This window comes from Amycolatopsis sp. NPDC051371, from assembly GCF_040682155.1.
GTDB lineage: Bacteria > Actinomycetota > Actinomycetes > Mycobacteriales > Pseudonocardiaceae > Amycolatopsis.
The window spans coordinates 1-18639 of sequence record NZ_JBFBAG010000080.1; the positions used below are offsets into that span (position 1 = coordinate 1).

General features: G+C 72.6%; 14 protein-coding genes. 7 read left to right on the plus strand and 7 right to left on the minus strand.

From position 1 onward, the window contains the following. Positions 1–28: 28 nt before the first annotated feature. Positions 29–1465 carry an MFS transporter gene (locus AB0M59_RS51040; RefSeq protein ID WP_364630869.1) on the minus strand — a complete coding sequence of 479 codons (1437 nt, stop codon included), beginning with the start codon at positions 1463–1465 and terminating at the stop codon, positions 29–31. Next, complete coding sequence (locus tag AB0M59_RS51045; protein WP_364630872.1) at positions 1462–1920, minus strand: carboxymuconolactone decarboxylase family protein; 459 nt, start codon at positions 1918–1920, stop codon at positions 1462–1464. Before AB0M59_RS51045 ends, AB0M59_RS51040 begins: the two co-directional genes overlap by 4 nt. A 47-nt stretch (positions 1921–1967) precedes the next feature. Between AB0M59_RS51045 and AB0M59_RS51050 the strand changes: the two genes are divergently transcribed. Continuing rightward, entirely contained in the window at positions 1968–3356 is a 1389-nt protein-coding gene (locus AB0M59_RS51050) for a PLP-dependent aminotransferase family protein (protein ID WP_364630874.1), read from the plus strand. A 41-nt stretch (positions 3357–3397) separates the two neighbouring features. On the opposite strand, the gene AB0M59_RS51055 is transcribed toward AB0M59_RS51050, so the two are convergent. Beyond that, positions 3398–3751, minus strand: a complete 354-nt coding sequence (locus tag AB0M59_RS51055; protein ID WP_364630876.1) for a VOC family protein — start codon at positions 3749–3751, stop codon at positions 3398–3400. 67 nt (positions 3752–3818) lie between these two features. Further along, positions 3819–4619 (minus strand): hypothetical protein, encoded by an 801-nt coding sequence (locus AB0M59_RS51060; protein WP_364630878.1) that lies wholly within the window; start codon positions 4617–4619, stop codon positions 3819–3821. Positions 4620–4878: 259 nt separating this feature from the next. Here AB0M59_RS51060 and AB0M59_RS51065 point away from each other — a divergent pair, with 259 nt between their 5' ends. Continuing rightward, positions 4879–6459: a substrate-binding domain-containing protein gene (locus AB0M59_RS51065; RefSeq protein ID WP_364630881.1), complete on the plus strand. Its 1581-nt coding sequence runs from the start codon at positions 4879–4881 to the stop codon at positions 6457–6459. 7 nt (positions 6460–6466) lie between these two features. Further along, complete coding sequence (locus AB0M59_RS51070) at positions 6467–8212, plus strand: hypothetical protein (RefSeq protein ID WP_364630884.1); 1746 nt, start codon at positions 6467–6469, stop codon at positions 8210–8212. On the opposite strand, the gene AB0M59_RS51075 is transcribed toward AB0M59_RS51070, so the two are convergent. Next, entirely contained in the window at positions 8206–8910 is a 705-nt protein-coding gene (locus AB0M59_RS51075; RefSeq protein ID WP_364630887.1) for a class I SAM-dependent methyltransferase, read from the minus strand. The two genes, AB0M59_RS51070 and AB0M59_RS51075, sit on opposite strands and share 7 nt — an antisense overlap. A 94-nt stretch (positions 8911–9004) precedes the next feature. Here AB0M59_RS51075 and AB0M59_RS51080 point away from each other — a divergent pair, with 94 nt between their 5' ends. Further along, a complete protein-coding gene (locus AB0M59_RS51080) occupies positions 9005–13012 on the plus strand; it encodes an alpha-(1->3)-arabinofuranosyltransferase (protein WP_364630890.1) in 4008 nt (1335 codons plus the stop codon). A 156-nt stretch (positions 13013–13168) separates the two neighbouring features. Here the strand turns inward: AB0M59_RS51080 and AB0M59_RS51085 are convergent, their stop codons facing one another. Beyond that, positions 13169–14371 carry a polysaccharide biosynthesis protein gene (locus AB0M59_RS51085; RefSeq protein ID WP_364630893.1) on the minus strand — a complete coding sequence of 401 codons (1203 nt, stop codon included), beginning with the start codon at positions 14369–14371 and terminating at the stop codon, positions 13169–13171. A 71-nt stretch (positions 14372–14442) separates the two neighbouring features. On the opposite strand from AB0M59_RS51085, the gene AB0M59_RS51090 reads away from it, so the two are divergent. The 3 genes from AB0M59_RS51090 to AB0M59_RS51100 are packed head-to-tail and all read left to right on the plus strand — an operon-like array spanning position 14443 to position 17368. Next, positions 14443–16125, plus strand: coding sequence for a hypothetical protein (locus AB0M59_RS51090; protein ID WP_364630896.1), 1683 nt, complete (start codon positions 14443–14445; stop codon positions 16123–16125). A 3-nt stretch (positions 16126–16128) separates the two neighbouring features. Beyond that, positions 16129–16311, plus strand: a complete 183-nt coding sequence (locus tag AB0M59_RS51095; protein ID WP_364630899.1) for a hypothetical protein — start codon at positions 16129–16131, stop codon at positions 16309–16311. Positions 16312–16315: 4 nt separating this feature from the next. After that, a complete protein-coding gene (locus tag AB0M59_RS51100) occupies positions 16316–17368 on the plus strand; it encodes a hypothetical protein (protein ID WP_364630901.1) in 1053 nt (350 codons plus the stop codon). A gap of 35 nt (positions 17369–17403) precedes the next feature. Here AB0M59_RS51100 and AB0M59_RS51105 read toward each other — a convergent pair whose 3' ends face one another. Continuing rightward, complete coding sequence (locus tag AB0M59_RS51105) at positions 17404–18546, minus strand: glycosyltransferase family 4 protein (RefSeq protein ID WP_364630946.1); 1143 nt, start codon at positions 18544–18546, stop codon at positions 17404–17406. Between the last annotated feature and the right edge of the window lie 93 nt (positions 18547–18639).

Consider the following 18639-nt stretch of genomic DNA (forward strand, 5'->3'; position numbering starts at 1 on the left):
CCCCGCAACCAAACGGAAGAAATACCATTCAACGCACCGAAGGCCGCCTTGGGTGCGTTGAACGCAACCAAGGCCACATTGGGGCGCTTCTGCTCAAGCCGGGAGCGGCGCGGGCCGGGGAGTGCCGCTGAAGCGGAGTGCGGCCAGGGCCGTCACCGCGATTCCCGCTGCCGCCAGCAGGACCGCCGTGCGGAGACCGGTGAGTTCGTCGGTGCCCGCGTTGGCCACCGCCACGAACACCGCCAGGCCCACCGTCCCGCCGACCTGCTGGGCCGTCGACGCCACTCCGGACGCGATTCCCTGCGCGGACACCGGAATCCCGGCCGCCGCCGCACCGAACATCAGCGTGTACCCCGCTCCCTGGCCCAGCCCCAGCACGACCAGCGCCGGGACCAACGCCAGGTACGACGCCTCCGAAGTCATCGACAGCCTCAGCAACACCGCCCCGGCGCCGCCGACCCGCCAGACTGGCCACCAGCGTCGGACGCATGCCGTAGCGAGTGGCCAGGCGGCCCGCCGCCTGCGAACCCGCCGCGATCGCGACCATCGGCACGCCGAACGCCAGCCCGGTCGCCAGCGCGCTGTAGCCGTGCACGCCCTGGAAGTACGCGGTGAGGAAGTACAGCAGCGTCCCGAACGTGCCCATGTAGAGGAACGTCACGACCACGCCGGTGCCGAGGTTGCGCTCCCGCAGCAGTCGCAACGGCAGCAGCGGGTCGCGGCCTCGGCGCTCGATCACGGCGAACGCGGCCAGCAGCCCAGCTCCGGCGAAGGCAGCACCCAGGACGACCGCCGAAGTCCAGCCCAGCTCCGGGCCCTCGACCAGGGCGAACACCACGGACGTCGTCCCGAGCGTCGCGGTCAGCGCGCCGGGCAGATCGAACCGGCGGCCGGGCACCCGCGCCGGGCCGGCGGGCAGGAGCGCGAACGCGAGCACCGCGGCGGCCGCGGCCGGCGGGACGTTCACGAAGAACACCGCCGCCCAGCCGGACGTCTGCGTCAGGACGCCGCCGAGCAGCGAGCCGAGGATCATCCCGCTGCCGCCCGCGGTACCCCACACCGCGAACGCGCGGTTGCGGTCGCGGCCGGCCGCGAACAGCGTGCTGACCAGCGTCAGCGTCGCGGGGAAGAGCAATGCTCCGCCCAGGCCCTGCCCCGCCCGGGCGCCGACGAGCAGGCCGGGGCCGCCGGCCAGCCCGCCCGCCAGCGACGACCCGGCGTAGAGCGCGCACCCGAGGGCGAACACCCGGCGCGGGCCGAACAGGTCGCACGCCCGGCCGCCCAGCAGGAGGAACCCGCCGAACGCCACGGCGTACGCGCTCACCACCCACTGCAGGCTCTGGGCGGAGAAGCCGAGCTCGCGGCCGATGTCCGGCAGCGCCACGTACACGATGTTGTAGTCGAGGGAAATGATCAGCTGCGCGAACGCCAGCAGCGCGAGCACCGCGCCCGGCCGGCGGGTCACCGGGCCACCCGCTCGTCCGTGCCGGGCACCTTCGCCGTGGTGATGGCGATGCGGTTCCACGTGTTGATGGTGAAGATCAGCGCGAGCAGCTGCGCGAGCTCTTCCTCGCCGAATTGACCGGCGGCCCGGGCGTAGACGTCGTCGGGGACGCCGCCGGCGATGAGCGTGACGGCCTCGGTCAGGGCCAGCGCCGTCTGCTCCTTCTCGCTGAAGAAGTGACCGGCTTCGGGCCACACGGCCACCATGTGCAGCCGCTCCTCGCTCTCGCCGGCCTTGCGGGCGTCCGAGTTGTGCATGTGCAGGCAGTAGGCACAGCGGTTGAGCTGCGACGCGCGGATCTGGACCAGCTCGACCAGCGCGGGGTCGAGGCCGGCGCGGGCGGCGGCGTCGAAGCCGATCAGAGCCTTGAAGGCCTTCGGGGCGGACTTGGCGAAGGTGAGGCGGGAGTTCGTCATGACCAGAAATCTAGGACGCGGTTGACCTCCGTGTAGGGTGCATTTCCGTGGCAGATTCGTGGGTCAATTCCGGAGTCGACCTCCACCTGGAGCTGGCGGGCACCGGGAGCAAACGGGCCGCGCTCATCACCGCGCTGCGCGACGCCGTCCGCACCGGACGGCTCGTCCCGGGCACCCGGCTGCCGCCCTACCGGTCGCTGGCCGCCGACCTGGGGCTGGCCCGCAACACCGTCGCGGACGCCTACGCCGAACTGGTCGCCGAGGGCTGGCTGACCGCCGTCCAGGGCTCCGGCACCCGCGTCGCCCCGCGGGCCGAACCGCTCCCCGCGGCCCGGACGCCGAAGAAGTCCCCGGGTCCTCCGGCGCCGCGGTACAACCTGCGGCAGGGCCAGCCGGACGCGACGTCGTTCCCGCGTCCCGAATGGCTCGCCGCGGCCCGGCGCGCGCTGACCGTCGCCCCGCACGACGCCTTCGGGCCCGGAGATCCGCGCGGTCGGCGTGAACTGCGGGAGGCCCTGGCCGGCTACCTCGCGCGGGCGCGCGGCGTGCGGACATCGCCGGAGCGGATCGTCGTGTGCTCGGGGTTCGCGCACGCGCTGCGGCTGCTGTTCCCGGCGGTGGTGCCCGGCCCGCTCGCCGTCGAAGCGTACGGGCTCGCGTTCCACCGTTCGATCCTCGACGCGGCCGGCGTCGAGACGATTCCCCTTGCCCTGGACGAAAAAGGCGCCCGCGTCTCGGAGCTGGACGTGCCGGCGGTGCTGCTGACGCCCGCGCACCAGTTCCCGACCGGCGGCCCGCTGCACCACGACCGCCGCACCGCGGTGGTCGACCACGTCCGCGCGACCGGCGGCGTGCTCATCGAGGACGACTACGACGGCGAGTTCCGCTACGACCGCAAGCCGGTCGGTGCGGTCCAGGGCCTCGACCCCGAGCACGTCGTCTACGTCGGCTCGGTGAGCAAGAGCCTGTCACCCGCGCTGCGGCTCGGGTGGCTGGTGCTGCCGGAGAGGATGGTGGACGCCGTGCTGGCGGTGAAGGGGGAGCGCGAGGCGTGGGCGGGCGTGCTGGATCAGCTGACGCTGGCGGAGTTCCTGGATTCCGGTCCGTACGACAAGCACATCCGGCGCATGCGCCAGCGGTACCGGCGCCGCCGCGACCTCCTCGTCGAGGCGCTGGCCGAGCGGGCACCGCACGTGGCGCCGACCGGCATCGCCGCGGGCCTGCACGCGGTGCTGCGGCTGCCACCCGGCACCGAGCCGTCGGTGGTGAAAGCCGCGGCGTGGCAAGGGCTCGCGCTGGACGGCCTGGCTGACTTTCGACACCCGGACAGTGGGATGTCCATAATGGACGGACTGGTGGTCGGGTACGCGACTCCGCCGGAACACGCCTACCCGGCGGCGGTGGACGCGCTGTGCCGCGCGCTCCCGCCCGCCTGAGGCCGGCCGCGGCTCAGCCCCAAGCACTGACCCGGCCCGCGTCAGGCGGGTTGCCACAGCTCGACGCGGTTGCCCTCGGGATCGGTGACCCAGCCGAACCGGCCGACGCCGTCCATGTCCTGGGTCTCCTCGGCGACGTCGGCGCCGAGCTCGCGGAGCTGGGCGAGCATCGCGTCGAGGTCGCGGACCCGGAAGTTGAGCATGGTCTGCTGGGACCGGGCGCCGAAGTAGTCGGTCCCGGAATCGAACGGCGCGAAGACCGTGGGGCCCGGCCCCTGCTGCCACAGGCCGTGCTCGTCGGCGCCGAGGCCGAGGCTGTCGCGGTACCAGGCACCCAGGGCCGCCGGGTCCGCCGCGCGGATGAAGTACCCACCGATGCCGAGCACGTGTTCCATGCCGCGATCCTGCCAGCGCGGCGGGGAGCCCGGGGCCGCCGACACGCGGAACGGCCCCGGACCCGTGCTACCCGACGATGTCGATCTCGAACGGTTCGGCCGCGCTGTAGTTGATGTCCGCCCACACCGCGCCCGGCAGGTCGTAGCGCCGGTGCGACGTCAGCTTGTTGTCGTAGCCGGCGATCTGCGTCGGGTTGTGGCCGACGCCCTGGTGGTCGTTGCCCCAGGCGAAGATGTCGCCGACCCACATCGCTGTCGAGAAGCCGTCACCGCCGAGCCGCGGCCGGATGACGACCGCCGCGCCGGGGCTGCCGGACAGGAACACCCGCACCGTGTTCTGGTCGGCGTTGGGCGGGGTGACGGTGATGCGCTCCATGATCTCCACTCCAGTCGAGGCGGATCCGTTGCCGTCCACTCCGGGCCAGTAGTCGGCGACGGACGAGACGTCGTAGCCCGGGGCGACGTCCCCGCGGTACTGCTTGGCGACCGCACCGGCGGGGATCGCGGGATCGCCGTTGTAGTGGGCGATCCAGTAGTGCGGCTCGGCGACGCCGGCCGACGAGAACGCCGACCGCACCGAGGGCCAGGTCGAGAGGTTGCAGTAGATCGTCGGGTCCGCGCCGGCCGCGCGGCGCATCCGGACCCAGCCCGGCGCCTGGCCCGGGCTGGCGTCGCCGGGTTCGACGTCCAGCACGTGGCCGTCGTTCGTGCTCGCTTTCTTGACGATGGTGACCTTGACCGCGCTGGGGAAGCGCGCCCAGTCGGCGGCCGACCAGGGTTCGAGTTTGATCTTGTCGATGTATCCCGCGACCATCTGCGCGCCGGCGGGGATGTTCGCGGCCGTGACCGCGTCGTACATCGTGCGCACGGGTTACGTCTCCGTTCGGTGCCGTTCGCCGTTTCGGGGACGGCGAAATCGTCTCCGCGATCCGCCATCGTGCTTCTACCCATGTGGGACGGGCGTCAAGCAGAAATGTTACGCAGTTTCCGAGCGTCACCAAGACGGCCGCACCGCGCAATTCCTTCACCACGGGATCACGCGGTGATGGTGACTTTCCGCTATCGGTACTGGCTTCCCGCTCACCCGGCTGGCAAGCTGCCAGGACTTCACGACGGAAGGTACGTGCATGGCGGCACACCCGGCGCGGGCCCGGCGCATCGACGCGCGGGTCGTCGTCCTGAGCGTGCTGCTCGTGGTCGCGCTGCTCGCCTGGTTCGGCGTCGACTACCTGCGCGACCGCCTCGCCGCCGGCGGCTGCGACACCACGACCCCGGTCCACATCACCGCGGCGCCGGACGTCGCGCCGGTGCTCACCACGCTCGCCCGGTCGGTGCCCGGGCCGGACTGCTACACCGTCGAGGTCACGGCGTCCGCGTCGACGGCCACCGCGGCGGCGCTGGAAACCAACGGCGCGAACGGCCCCGACGTCTGGGTGCCGGAGTCGAGCAGCTGGCTGCTCCAGGCCCGCGACGGCGGCGCGTGGAACCTGCCGGAGTCCGGTCAGTCGGTGGCGAGCTCGCCGGTCGTGCTGGCCCTGACCGACGAGGTCGCGAAACAGGCCGGCTGGCCGGGGAAGTCACCGTCCTGGTCGGACGTCCTCACGGGAAGCCCGGTCGGCCTGCCCGACCCGAGCCGCGACCCGGCCGGGATCGCCGCGCTGATCGGCATGCAGCAGCTGACGAAGGACGCGCCCGACCCCGCCGCCGCGTTCACCGAGGAGATCCGCAAGGTGTCGGCGGTGAAGGAGCCGTTCACCGCGTCGCCGGCGTCGGAGCAGTCCGTGCTGGCGCGCAAGCTCGTCGCCGCGTACCCGGCGGCCGGCGTGCCGAGCTTCGACTACCCGTACGTCGTGCTGCCGCGGGCGTCGGAGGCTTCGCGGTCGGCGGCCGAGCGGTTCCTGCGGCTCCTGCTCGACCAGACCGCGACGAAGACGTTCGCCGACGCCGGGTTCCGGACGCCGGGCGGGCAGCTGCTCGGCGACCGGCCGCGCGACACCCGCACGGACGCCACGCCACGCCCGGCCGGGCCGCCCGCGCCGGACGCGATGTACGGCGTGCTGCAGGCGTGGGCCGGGGCGAACCTCAGCGCCCGCGTCCAGGTGCTGCTCGACGTGTCCGGCTCGATGGCCGCCACCGTCCCCGGCACCGGCCGCAGCCGGATGGCGCTCACCCTGGAAGCCGCGACGCAGGGCCTCGGGCTGTTCAAGCCGACGACGGAAATCGGCCTGTGGCTGTTCTCGACCAAGCTCGACGGCGACAAGGACTACAAGGAACTGCTGCCGATGCGGTCCATCTCGCAGCAGCTGGCCGGCGGCGGGGTGCAGACGCTGCAGGCGGTCAAGCCGAAGGCCGGCGGCGCGACCGGACTGTACGACTCGATCCTCGCGGCGTACCAGAACGCCCGCCAGAACTGGCAGCTCGGCCGGATCAACGTCGTCGTCGTGATGACCGACGGCCGCAACGAGGACAGCGACTCCGTCGGGCTGCCCGGCCTGCTCGCCGAGCTGGGCCGGCTGCAGGACCCGCGAAAACCGTTGCCGGTGATCGGGATCGGCATCGGCCCCGACATCGACGCGAGCGAGCTGAAGCAGGTTTCGGCCGCCACCGGCGGCGAGTCGTTCACCACGCCCGACCCGCGCAAGATCTCCGACGTCTTCTACCAGGCACTGAGCACGCTCATGTGCCAGCCACCCGCGTGCAAAAAGTGAGGAACCCGTGCTGCAGCTGACGGAAAAGCCGGCGCCGCGGGCGCTCCGGAGACCCACGGCCCTGGTGCTGGCGGCGTTCGTCGCCGGCGTCGTGCCGTTCGCTTTCCACGCCTGGGCTGCGCTGCACGGGAACCTCGCGCAGGACGACTTCGTCATGACCTACCGGGCCGCCGTGGCCGGGCCGTTCGACCTCGGCTTCCTCTTCCAGGACTACCACGGGCACCTGACGCCCGGCGGGTTCTTCGTCGTGGCGGTGCTGACGTGGTGGGCGCCGCTGAACTTCCCGCTGCTCGTGCTGCCGCTGCTGCTGATGCGCGCCGTCGCGACGGTGCTGTTCTGGTGCCTGCTGGTGCGCTGCTTCGGCCGCCGCTGGGCGATCCTGGTGCCGTTCACGGTGTTCACGGCCTCGACGCTGCTGCTGGTTCCGACGCTGTGGTGGGCGTACGGCATCCAGATCGTCCCGGTGGTGCTGGCGGCCGTCGGCGCCTTGTACTGGCACGTCCGCTACCTGCGCGAGGGCGGGAGGTGGTGGATCGGCACGTTCGCGTGGACGCTCTTCGGCCTCGCGTTTTACGAGAAGGCCGTGGTGGTCCCGCTGCTGCTGGTGGGGGTGACCGTCCTGCTCGGACAGTCCTTCCGGGAGCGGTGGCGCTACTGGGCGGGACACGCCGCGCTGCTCGGCGCCTTCATCGTGGGCTACCTCGCCCTGACGTCGAGCCAGGTGGCCCCCGGCGGCACGCCGATGACCGCCGGGACCGTCGCCGACCTGACCGGCCGGATGCTCGGCGACACCTTCCTGCCCGGGCTGGCCGGCGGGCCGTGGTCCGGGCCCGGTCCGGGCGCGACCTGGGCGCCGTCGCCGTTCGTGGTCGTGGTCCTGCTGTTCGGCGCGGCGCTGGCGCTGCTCTTCGCCGGGGTGCGCGTGAGCGGCCGCCGGGCCTGGCGGGCGTGGGCGCTGCTCGGGTTGCTGCTCGCCGTGGACGTCGGGCTGCTGGCGTTGACGCGGCTGCGCGAAGTCGGCCCGGCCGCCGGCGACGACCCGAGGTACCTCGCCGAGCTGGCGCTCGTGGCCGCCCTTTGTGGAGCGTTCGCGTTCCTGCCGCCCGGTGAAGTTGCGCCGTCCGGCGGAAAGCGTGAACGGCCGATCGCGCTAGCCGCGTGCGTGCTTTTGCTCGTCAGTTCCGCGGTGGGATTTTCCCGGCTCGCCCCCGCACTGCGGTTCGACCATTCCACGCAGTACCTCGGAAATGTCCGGGCCGCCGTCGCGGAGGACCCAGATCTGGTCTTCTACGACACTTTCGTGCCTTCCGATGTGGTCCACGAGTGGTTCGGCGCGGACTCGCAGGCGTCCCGGGTGGCCGGTCTGGTGCCTGGCACCCACTTCGACCAGCCGACCAACCGGATGCACCTGCTCGACGCCACCGGCACGCCCCACCTGATCACCGGCGTGGCCGCGGAATCCCACGGGGTCCAGGGGCCGGTGCCGAACTGCGGGTACACGGTCGGCGAGACCCAGGTGCGCGTCCCGCTCGACGCGCCGGTACTGGGCCGGCACCTGCTGAAGATCGACTACTTCACCTCCGACGGCGGCGAGGGCCTGGTGGACCGGACGCCGGTGTGGTTCCAGGCCGGGCTGCACTCGCTGTACCTGCCGGTGGACGGCCTCTTCGACCACATCGGAATCCAGCTGTCGAGCCCGGGCGCGCCGGTGTGCGTCGCGAAGGTCGAGATCGGGAAACCGGTTACTCAGTAGGGGTCGTACGGGCTGTCGTGGCCGAAGATCCGGGCCACCGGCCGCAGCCGCAGGCGCAGCAGCACCTTGATCCCGACGTTGCGCAGGAACCACGGCAGCTGCGCCAGCACGCGCACGCGGTCCGCCGTGGACGGTCGCGCCAGCCGGAACCGCGCCAGCGACGTCGCCCGGTCCACATAGGCGTACCGGCGTCCGAAGAGGACCTTCGCGATCGTGCCGAGCGTGACGCCGATCGAGGAAAAGCAGTCGTGGACCAGGATTTCCGCGCCCGGCGGCAGGTGCGCCGACCAGCGCAGGTCGTCGGTGTAGGTCCAGTAGTCGTGCTTGCCGTCGATGTAAAGCAGCTGTATGGGCCGGTCCCAGTCAGGACGCAGTTCCGTGCTGTAGCCGGCGACGAGCTCGACGACGTCGTCCAGCCCGGCGTGGCGGATGTTGCGCTCGAACAGCTGCCGCGTCGGCGATCCGCCGAACAGCCGGCCGTCCACGAAGGGGTCGACGGCGATCACCGTGGCGCCGACCGTGCGAGCCGCCGCGCCGAGGACGATCGTGGATCTGCCCTGGTGGCTGCCGATTTCCAGGATGACGTCGCCCTTTTCGAGGCGGCGCGCGGCCTGCCACAGCGCCTCGCCCTGCGCGCGCGTCATCCAGCCCTTGACCGGCTCGGCCAGGGTCCATGCGTCGGCGAAGCCGTCCGCCACCAGTTCGTCCGGAATGGCGCACCTGCCCAGGAGTTTCGGGGACCGCGGAAATCGTCGGCACATCGTAGCCAGGTTTCGGCCTAGTATCTACCGGATGGTAACCGCCACCCGCGAACGGTCCCGGGACGACGCCCCGCCCTCGGGGGGTGCCCGGAAGTTCTCGGTGGGTGCGTTCTTCCGCCGGCCGAGCACGTGGATCGTGCTGGCGCTGACCACGTTGTCGTTCCTGCAGATGCCAGGGAAGACGACGTTCGACACGAAGCTCGACCTCGCCGTCGACCCGCTCGCCTTCCTCGGCCGCGCGCTGCACCTGTGGAACCCGCAAGCCACGGCGGGGGAGCTGCAGAACCAGGCGTACGGCTACCTCTTCCCGATGGGCCCGTTCTTCGCGCTGTGCCAGGCCGCCGGAATGCCGGCGTGGGTCGCCCAGCGGCTGTGGGGCGCGGTCCTGCTCTCGGCCGCGTTCGGCGGCGCGCTGCTGCTGGCGCGGGCGATGAAGCTCGGCAGCGAGCGCACGCGGCTGATCGGCGCGCTCGGGTACGCGCTCGCGCCGCGCATGCTGACCGAAATCGGCGGTCTGTCCGCGGAGATGCTGCCCGCCGTTCTGCTGCCGTGGGTGCTGGTGCCGCTGGTCCGGGCCGGGACGATCGGCTCGCCGCGACGCGCCGCCGGGCTGTCCGCCGTCGCCGTGCTGTGCATGGGCGGCGTCAACGGCGCGATGGTCGTGATGGCGCTGGTCCTGCCGGGACTGTGGCTGCTGACCCGCAAGTGGACGCGCCACCACGTCGAACTGGTCCTGTGGTGGTTCGTCTTCGTCGTCGGCGCGACACTGTGGTGGATCCTGCCGCTGCTGCTGCTCGGCGAGTACAGCCTGCCGTTCCTGGACTACATCGAGTCCGCGACGAACACGACCGCGCCCATGTCGCTGTTCGAGGTGCTGCGTGGGACCAACCAGTGGGTCGCCTACGTCGTGCAGGGCACGCCGTGGTGGCCGGGCGGCTGGTCGCTGATCGACAACCCCGTGCTGATGCTGGCGACCGGGCTCGTCGCGGGTGTCGGCCTGCTCGGGCTGACCCGGCGCGGCCTGCCGGAGCGGCGCTTCCTGGTGCTGGGCGTCCTCACCGGCCTCACGCTGCTGACGATCGGCTACGTCGGCACGCTCGACAGCCCGCTGGCCGAGCAGGTCCGGCACCTGCTCGACGGGCCGCTCGCACCGCTGCGCAACGTGCACAAGTTCGAGCCGGTGCTGCGGCTGCCGCTGATGCTGGCGTTCGTGCACGGCATCTCGAGCCCGGTCCGGGTGAAGTCCGCGCGCCGGTTCCTGCGGCCCGCACTCGGCCTGCTGCTGGTGCTGGTGATGGCCGCGCCCGCGTGGCTGCTGAACCTGCGCTCCGGGCCGGGCTGGGACGAGGTGCCCGGCTACTGGTACGACGCGATGGGCTACGTCGCCAAAGCCGACCCGAACGCGCGGACCTTGCTGCTGCCGGCCACCGGGTTCGGCGAGTACGACTGGGGCCGTACGGTCGACGAGCCCGCGCAGGCCATCGCGAAGAGCCCGTGGGCGGTCCGCAACCAGGTACCGCTGGGATCCGAAGGCAACACCCGGCTGATGGACTCGGTCGACGCGGCGCTCGCCGACGGCCGCGGTGATCCCGGGCTCGCCGCGTTGCTCGCGCGGTCCGGGTACCGGTTCTTGCTGCTGCGCAACGACATCGACCGGGAGCGGAACACCGCGCCGCCGATCGCGACGCTGCGGGCAGGGCTGGCCGGCTCGCCCGGCATCGGCAAGGCGGCGGAGTTCGGGCCCCTCGAGATCTACGAGGTGCGGCAGCCGGTGCCGCTCGCCACCGCGACGTCCACAAAGGACGTGCCCACGGTGAGCGGCGGCCCGGAGAACCTGCTCCCGTTGATCGACTCCGGCCAGCTCGACCCGGCGACACCGACCGTCCTGACCGGCGACGGCGGTTCGCCCGGCGGCCCGCGGCTGGTGACCGACGGCCTGCGCCGCGCCGAGCGGAACGTCGGCGGCGTGCGGGACAACCTCAGCCAGACCCTGACCGCCGGGGAGGCGTTCCGCCAGCAGCGCGCCGCGGGTGACGTGCTGCCGTTCCCGGGCGAGGAGCACCAGACCGTCGCCGCCTACCGGGGCATCCGCGCGGTGACGGCGTCGACGGCCGCGTCGTTCGCCGACGCGTTCGGCGGGTCCGACCCGGGGCATCAGCCCTTCGCGGCGATCGACGGCGACCCGCGCACGGCGTGGCACTCGTCGTCGTTCACCGGGCCGGTCGGCCAGTGGCTCGAGGTGGAGCTCGACACCCCGCGGCTGGTGAACTCGGTGGACCTGCAGATGGTGGACGACCTCCGGGTGGGCTGGCCGCCGACCCGGATCCGGATCACCACCGACAACGGCTCGGTCGACCAGCAGGTGATCCGCGGCGCGGGGTCGCACAGCTACCCCGTCGCCGCCGGGGTCACGCGCAAGGTGCGGATCACGCTGCTGTCGCTGGTGGTCGGGCGGCAGGACGGGAACGTCGGCATCGCGGAGCTCGCCATCCCCGGCACCGAGCCGCAGCGCGCCCTGGAAGTCCCGGCCGACCTGCCCGCCGGGCCGGCGCCCGGGTTCGCGTTCACGCGCGGCGCCCAGCCGCGGTACGCGTGCCTGCCGTCCGGCGGCGCGGTGCGGTGTGACGCGTCCGCGGCGCGTGACGGCGAGGAGCCCGACGGCATCCGGCGGTTGTTCAGCACCCCGGCCGAGCAGACGTTCCTCGTCGGCGGCACGGTGCTGCCCGCGGGCGGCGGCAAGAACCCGGTCGCGCTGCCGGGGGTCACGGTGGCGTCGACGTCGCAGCTGGCCGGCGACCCGGCGGCGGGCGGGTTCGCGGCGGTGGACGGCGACGCGGGCACGACGTGGCGTCCCGACGCCACCGACCTGCGCCCGACGCTCACTCTCGGCTGGACCGGCTCGAAGCGGATTTCCGGGCTGCACATCGGGGCTTCGCCGTCGAGCGGGGCTCGCGCGCCGCGGCAGGTGCAGCTGGTCGGTCGCGCCGGCACGCGGACCGTGCAGCTCGACGCGGCCGGGTCGGCGTCCTTCGAACCCCTGGACACCGACCAGCTGCAGATCGTGCTGCCCGGGGACGACGACGACCCCGCCGCGCGGGCGGTGGTCGGCGTCGGGAGCTTGGAGCTTTCCGGCACCGACGGACTGCTGCCCGGGCCGGACCCGGCGTTCACCGTGCCGTGCGGCTCGGGGCCGAACATCCACCTCGACGGGCTCGACTACCGGACGTCGGTGCAGGGGACGCTGTCCGACATCACCGCGCACCGGCCGCTGACCCTGCGGATGTGCCGGGACTCGGAGGGCGGGATCTCCCTGCCGTCCGGTGGGCACGAACTGCGGACGGACCGGTCGGACTCGTTCGTCGTCCAGGACCTGTGGCTGCGACCCGCGGTGGACGCTTCGCCGCCGGTGCACCGCGCGGTGCAGGTGGAGAAGTGGGACGCGGCGTCGCGGTCGGTGAAGGTGGCGCCCGGCGGGGAGGCGGTGCTGGCGGTCCCGGAGAACGCGAACGCGGGCTGGGTGGCCACTTTGGACGGCCGCGAGCTGGCCCGCACCCGCGTCGACGGCTGGCAGCAGGCGTGGATCGTCCCGGCCGGGGCGGGCGGGGTGGTGTCGCTCGCGTTCACGCCGGACTCTGCGTACCGGACTTCGCTGCTGATCGGCGCGTTGGCGGTGTTCTTGATGCTGGTGGGTGTCTTCTGGCCCGCGCGGCGGCGGTCGTTCGCGGTGGTGCCGGGTGGTTCCCTGGTGCCGGTGATGCTGATCGTGCTGCTGGTGGCGCTGGGCGGGATGCTGCCTGTGGTGCTGCTGATCGCGTGCCTGCTGGCGCGGCAGTTCTGGGACCGGGCGCCGCGGTACCTGGCGTTCGGCGGCATGGTCGTGGCGGCGGCGGTGTCGGTGACGGGCCGGATCCTGGGCCACGGCCAGGAGTGGGCGTACGGCCCGGTGACCCAGGCAGCGTTGCTGCTCGCGGCGGCCGCGATGGTGGCGACGTGCGTGGACTGGTTCACCCGGAAGGAGAACCCCACCGAGCCGGCCTAGCTCACGTGATCAGACCCGTGACCCGCGTGATCCGGGCCGGAACTCGCGTGATCGGGCCCGTAACTCGCGTGATTGGGGCCGGAACTCGCGAGTTCCGGCTCCAGTCACGCGAGTTACGGCTTCAATCACGCCGGTTACGGGTCTGATCACGGGTGGTCAGGTGGTTCGGCGGGCCCGCAGCTCCAGCACGAACCCCGCCACGGCCAGCCCGCCCGCGCAACAAGCCGCCACCGTCACCACCTGGGTCGCCGACGCGTGCAGCCACGTCGTGATCAGCACCGCCTCCACGGCCACCGCCGCCCACATCAGCACCGCCACCCGGCGGTCGCCGTCCGCCAGGCGCGCGTACAACAAGATCTGGACCAGCGCCAGCATCGACCCGGCCAGGGCGAACGGCCACACCGGCATCGAACTCCCCGCGTACTTCGCCCCGCCGATCAGCGACAGCAGCGACGGCCCCAGCACCACCGAAGCCAGCAGCACGAAGGCGTCGAGGAAAGCACACACCGCCAACGCCACCGGCAGCACGCGCCGACGACCGGACGACGCCGCGAACCGGGGGAGCACCAGCACCCCCACCGCCTGCGGCAGCCAGTACGCGATCTTCGTGACGATTGCCCCGAGCGCGTATTCCCCGGCGGAAGACGACGGCAACGTGTGCCGGGCCAGCACCAGGTCCAGGTTCACCAGCAGCACCAGCGCCAGCATCGCTTGCGCCGTATGGAGTACTTCGGCGCCGTGGCGATCGGCCCAGCGCGGCTGCGGCCGGCCGCAGACCTGCCAGCCCGCCACGACCACCGCCAGCGACCCGAGCGCCGTCCCGGCGAGCGCCCCCGTGGGAGAGCCCGTCACCAAAAGACCCACCAGTGACCCGCCGACCTTGCCCAGACCCTCCAGGGCGATCAGCCCGGCCAGCAAGGCGAACCGGTGGCCGCCCTGCAGCAGCCCGTGGAACACCCCCAGCAGCGTCAACGGCCCGAGCGCGGCCGTCACCAGCAGCGCCGGCGTCAGCGACCCCAGGTGCAGCAGGAGCACGAGCAACGGGCTGAGCGTCAACGCCGCCGTCGCGACGATCCCGCTCGTCACCAACCCCAGAGCGAACAGCGAACCCTGGGCCAGCGACGGCGAGCGCGCGACCCGCAGCGCCACCACCGTCTGCAGCCCCATCGCCGGGACGACGCCGATCACCAGCACCGCCAGCAGCGAGCTCAGCTCCCCGAACGCCCCGGGCGCGAGGATCCGCGCGGCCGCCAGGCTCAGCACGTAACTGCCCGCGTTGTTGCCCGCGAGCGCGAGCGAGACGAGGATCGCCGCGACCCGGTTGCCGGTCCGGGCCGGCGCTTCGGTGTCTACGCTCAACGGCGGGCTCCCCATTACCGGCGGGTAATTTCCAGGGACCATAACCGCGCGGACAGCGGAAAGGAAGGGCAGTGGACGCACCGAGCAGGCGGCTCGCGCTCCCTGTCGTGTCCGCCCTGCTGGCGTTCGCCGTCTGCGCACCACTGCTGGGGCGCGGGTTCGTCCTCTCCTACGACATGGTGTTCGCGCCCCGGCAGTACTTCGTGCCGGACGCCTTCGGGATCGGCGCCACGCTGCCGCGGTCCGTCCCGGCCGACGCCGCCGTCGCGCTGGCGACCACCGTGCTGCCCGGCGACATCGTCCAGAAGATCGTCCTGCTGCTGGCCATCTTCACCGCCGCCCAAGGCGCCGGCCGCCTGGTCCCGACCGAGCACCTGGGCACGCGGCTCGTCGCCGCGACCGCGTACGCCTGGACGCCGTACGTCGCGGAGCGGCTGTTCATCGGCCACTGGCCGCTGCTCCTGACCTACGCCTGCCTGCCCTGGATCGTGCGTGCCGGGCTCGCCGCGCGAAAACGCGAACCGAACGCCCTGCCGAAGCTCGTGATCGCGTGCGCCCCTGCCGTCCTGACTCCGCCGGGTGGCGTGCTCGCCGTCGTCGTCATGGCCGTCGCCGCCGGTTCCCGCCGCCTCGGGCAGACCGCCGCCATCGCCGTCGTGCTCAACCTGCCGTGGCTGGTCCCGACGTTCCTCAACGCCGGCGGCACCTTCTCCGATCCGGCCGGCGTCACGGCGTTCAGCGCGCGCCCCGAAAGCTGGGGCCCCGCGCTGCTCAGCGTGCTCGGCCTGGGCGGCATCTGGAACGCCGAAACGGTTCCCGGCAGCCGGGCCATGCCGATGATCCCGGTGCTGACGCTCATCGTCGTCGCCATCGCGGTCGCCGGCCTCGCGCCGCTCACGCAGCGGTGGGGGAAGGCACCGGCCCGCTCCCTGTTCGGCCTCGGCCTCGCGGGCGTGTTGCTGGCTTCACTGGCGACGCTGCCGGGCGGCGACGCGCTGCTGACCGCGGCCACCCGGCACGTGCCCGGCGCCGGACTCCTGCGTGACGCCCAGAAATGGGTCGCCTGGTGGGCGCTGCCGCTCGCGCTGGGCTTCGCGCTCGCCATCGAGGTCGCCGCCACCAAGCTGAAAACCGAGCGGGGGCGCATCGCGCTCGTGACGGCGGCGGCCGCGTTCCCCCTGCTCACCATGCCGGACCTCGCCTGGGGCGGCTGGGGACGGCTCGGCACCGCGCAGTACCCGGCCGACTGGCAGGCAGTGTCCGAAGTGCTCGGTGACCGCCCCGGCGACGTCCTGACGCTGCCGCTTTCGGCCTTCCGCGGGTTCGCCTGGAACGACGACCGGACGCAGCTCGACCCCGCGCCGCGCGTCCTCCCGAAACCCGTGCTGATGGACGACACGCTCCAAGTGGGATCGGACCGCATCGTGGGGGAGGACCCGCGCATCGGCGACGTCCGCGCCGCGACGTCCGCCCGTGAGCTCACCGCCGCGGGTATCGGCTGGATCCTCGTCGAGCGGGGGACACCCGGCTATGTGGACTCGCGGTTGCTCGCCGACGCGACGCGGGTGTGGTCGGGTGACTGGCTGACGCTCTACCGGACCCCCGGTGTGCCCACGGTGAAAGAGGTTTCGTGGGCGCCCGCCTTGGTGGCGAACGGAGTAGCGCTGACGTCGCTGTGCGTCGCACTGTTGTGCCGCATGTTACCGATGCGTACATTGGGCCGCGGCAGGAATTTCCCGCTGCGGAAGGAGTGACACGTGGGCACGGTCATCGGCGTGATCGCCGCCGTCATCATCGGAGGCGGTCTGGCGACCGGAGCCGGGTTCGCCCTCACCCAGGGTGCCGACCCGGACAGCTCCGCCCAGGTGCAGGAAAAGCTCAACGCGCAGGTGAAGTACAACCCGGCCGACCACCCGACCAAGCTCTACGGGAACCGCTGACGCGGTGACCCGGCTCGCCTCCGACCACGCGCACCGCGTCGTCGGGCTCTACGGCGACCCCACCGTTTCCTGGAGCATCCTCCTCGAAGCGAACCTCGGCACGGCCGCACCCGACCCGGAGAAGCTCCGGGCCCGGCTCGCGGCCGCCGTCCAGCAGTACCTGCACCTCGGTGTCGTGCCCGAAATCGAGCGGACCGGCGACTTGCCGGCCACTCGCGACCGGTTCGCATCGGCGCCCTACGAACGGTCCGCGCCGCTTCTGCGCGTCGCCGTGCGCGACGAAGAGCCCACTCTGCTCATCGCCGCGCACCACGGCGCCCTCGACGGCCTGGGGCTGCTTTCGCTGCTCGGCATCCTCCTCGACGTCCCGGTTTCCTCGGCGGCGAAGGGGATCGGCGAACGCGCCGGCGGCAAACCCTTTGCCCTTTCGGCCGTCCAGCGGCTCGCTGAGGCGCTTTTCGTGCCCCCGGGCCGGATCACACCCGATCGGCGCTCCGAGGCCGCGGGTGACGTCTTCGCCGTGCGCCACGAGCCGCGGCTGCGCTTGGGAGCCGCGGGGTTCGTTGCGGCCGCCGCCCGCGCCACCGGCAGCTGGAACCGCGCGCACGGCGCCCGCACCGCCCGCGTGGTGGCCGCGCTGGGCGCGTCGCGGCGCTCCGGGGCCGCGCCGGAACCGGTGCACGACAGCGCGTTCTTCCGGCTGCGGCTGAAGCCGGGCGCGGACGTGGCCGCGGTGCTCGGGAACCAGCCGCCGGAGCCGGACTTCCCGGCCCGCAGCAGCCGGCTCGCCCGGCTGGGCACGCGACTGCTGGCGAGCCGGCTCGGCTCGACGTTCCTGGTGTCCAACCTCGGCGTGGTGTCCACCGGGGACACCGTGCGCTCGCTGGCGTTCTACCCGGCCGCGAGCGGCCGCTCAGGGGTGGCGTTCGGCGCGGCGACGACCGGCGGCACCACGACGGTGACGGTGCGGGCCCGCCGCAAGGACTTCGACGCGCCCGCCGCCGAACGCCTGCTCGACGAGTTCCGGGACGCGGTCCGGCAGCAATGTCTTGAATGAGTCGTTCAGGACCTCCGAAGACCTGAATGAGTCATTCAAGACAGGGAAAGCCGCACCGCGGGTCCCGCGGGGACCAGGACGCGGGGCCGGGGTGCCGGGCGTCCGGAGACGTCCCGGACCAGCGACTCGAACTGCTCCACACTCGCGTCCCAGCTGAACCGGCCGGCCCGCTCGGCCCCGGCCAGGCCCATCTCCGCGCGCCGCAGACCGTCGGCGAGCAGGCCGTCGACCTGGGCGGTGAAGTCGTCGAAGTCCTCGGCCAAGAGTCCGGTGCGACCCTCCACGATGGACTCGGCCACGCCGCCCGCGGCCCGGTAGGCGACCGACGGCACGCCGTGCGCCGCGGCCTCCATGATGACGATGCCCCAGCCCTCCTTGACCGACGGGCACAGGTGCAGCCACGACCGCGCGAGGATCTCGTGCTTGGCGTGCTCGTCGACCCAGCCGTGCAGCACCACCCGGTCCGCCACCCCGCGCGAAGCCGCGTGCGCGCGCAGGACCTCGTCCCACGGTCCCTGGCCCACCACCTCCAGCTTCAGCGAAGGCCAGCGCCGCGCGAGCCGCGCGACGACGTCGATGGCGTGCTCGATCCGCTTGTGCGGTACCAGCCTGCTCACCGCGACCAGGGTCGGAGAAGCGTCCCGCTCGGACACGCAGGGCGGCGGTGCGTCGAGGCCGTTGGGCACCACGGTGACGCGCTCGCGCTCGATCCCGAGGCCCGCCAGCTCCGCCTTGGTGACCTCGGAAACCGTGGCGTACCGGCACTTCCGGAACAGCCACGGCGCCAGCCGCGACTCGATCCACCAGCCGACCCGGCCCAGCGTCTCGCCGAGCGCGCTGATCCACTGTTCCTTGTGGACGTGGTGCACGAGCACCAGCACGGGACAGCCGGCGACCAGCCGGGCGAAGAACGGCATCCCGTTCTGCACGTCGACCACCAGGTCGGCGCGGGCCCGGCGGATGGCGCGCAGTGCGTGGGTGTACACGCCGAACTTGTTGCCCCGCCGCCGGTAGCGGACGCCGTCGCGCCATTCGCCGTCGGTCGCGCCCGGGTAGGCGGCGCACTGGATTTCGACCCGGTACCCGGCTCTCGCGAGCCCTTCGGCCATCCGCTCGACGTACCGCTCCGACCCGCCGCCTTCGGGGTGGCCGGTGTCGCGCCAGTTGACGAGGAGCACACGAGGACGTTCCATCGGGTTATCCAAACTGTAGCGACGATGCTAGGTTACCGGTGCGTACACAGTAGAGGAACGTATTCGGGAAAGCGACGG

Bases quoted from the DNA above. Each gene is read 5' to 3' on its own strand.
- AB0M59_RS51065 (WP_364630881.1), top strand. From the start codon at position 4,879: ATGGCGGCACACCCGGCGCGGGCCCGGCGCATCGACGCGCGGGTCGTC.
- AB0M59_RS51080 (WP_364630890.1), top strand. From the start codon at position 9,005: ATGGTAACCGCCACCCGCGAACGGTCCCGGGACGACGCCCCGCCCTCG.
- AB0M59_RS51045 (WP_364630872.1), bottom strand. From the start codon at position 1,920: ATGACGAACTCCCGCCTCACCTTCGCCAAGTCCGCCCCGAAGGCCTTC.
- AB0M59_RS51055 (WP_364630876.1), bottom strand. From the start codon at position 3,751: ATGGAACACGTGCTCGGCATCGGTGGGTACTTCATCCGCGCGGCGGAC.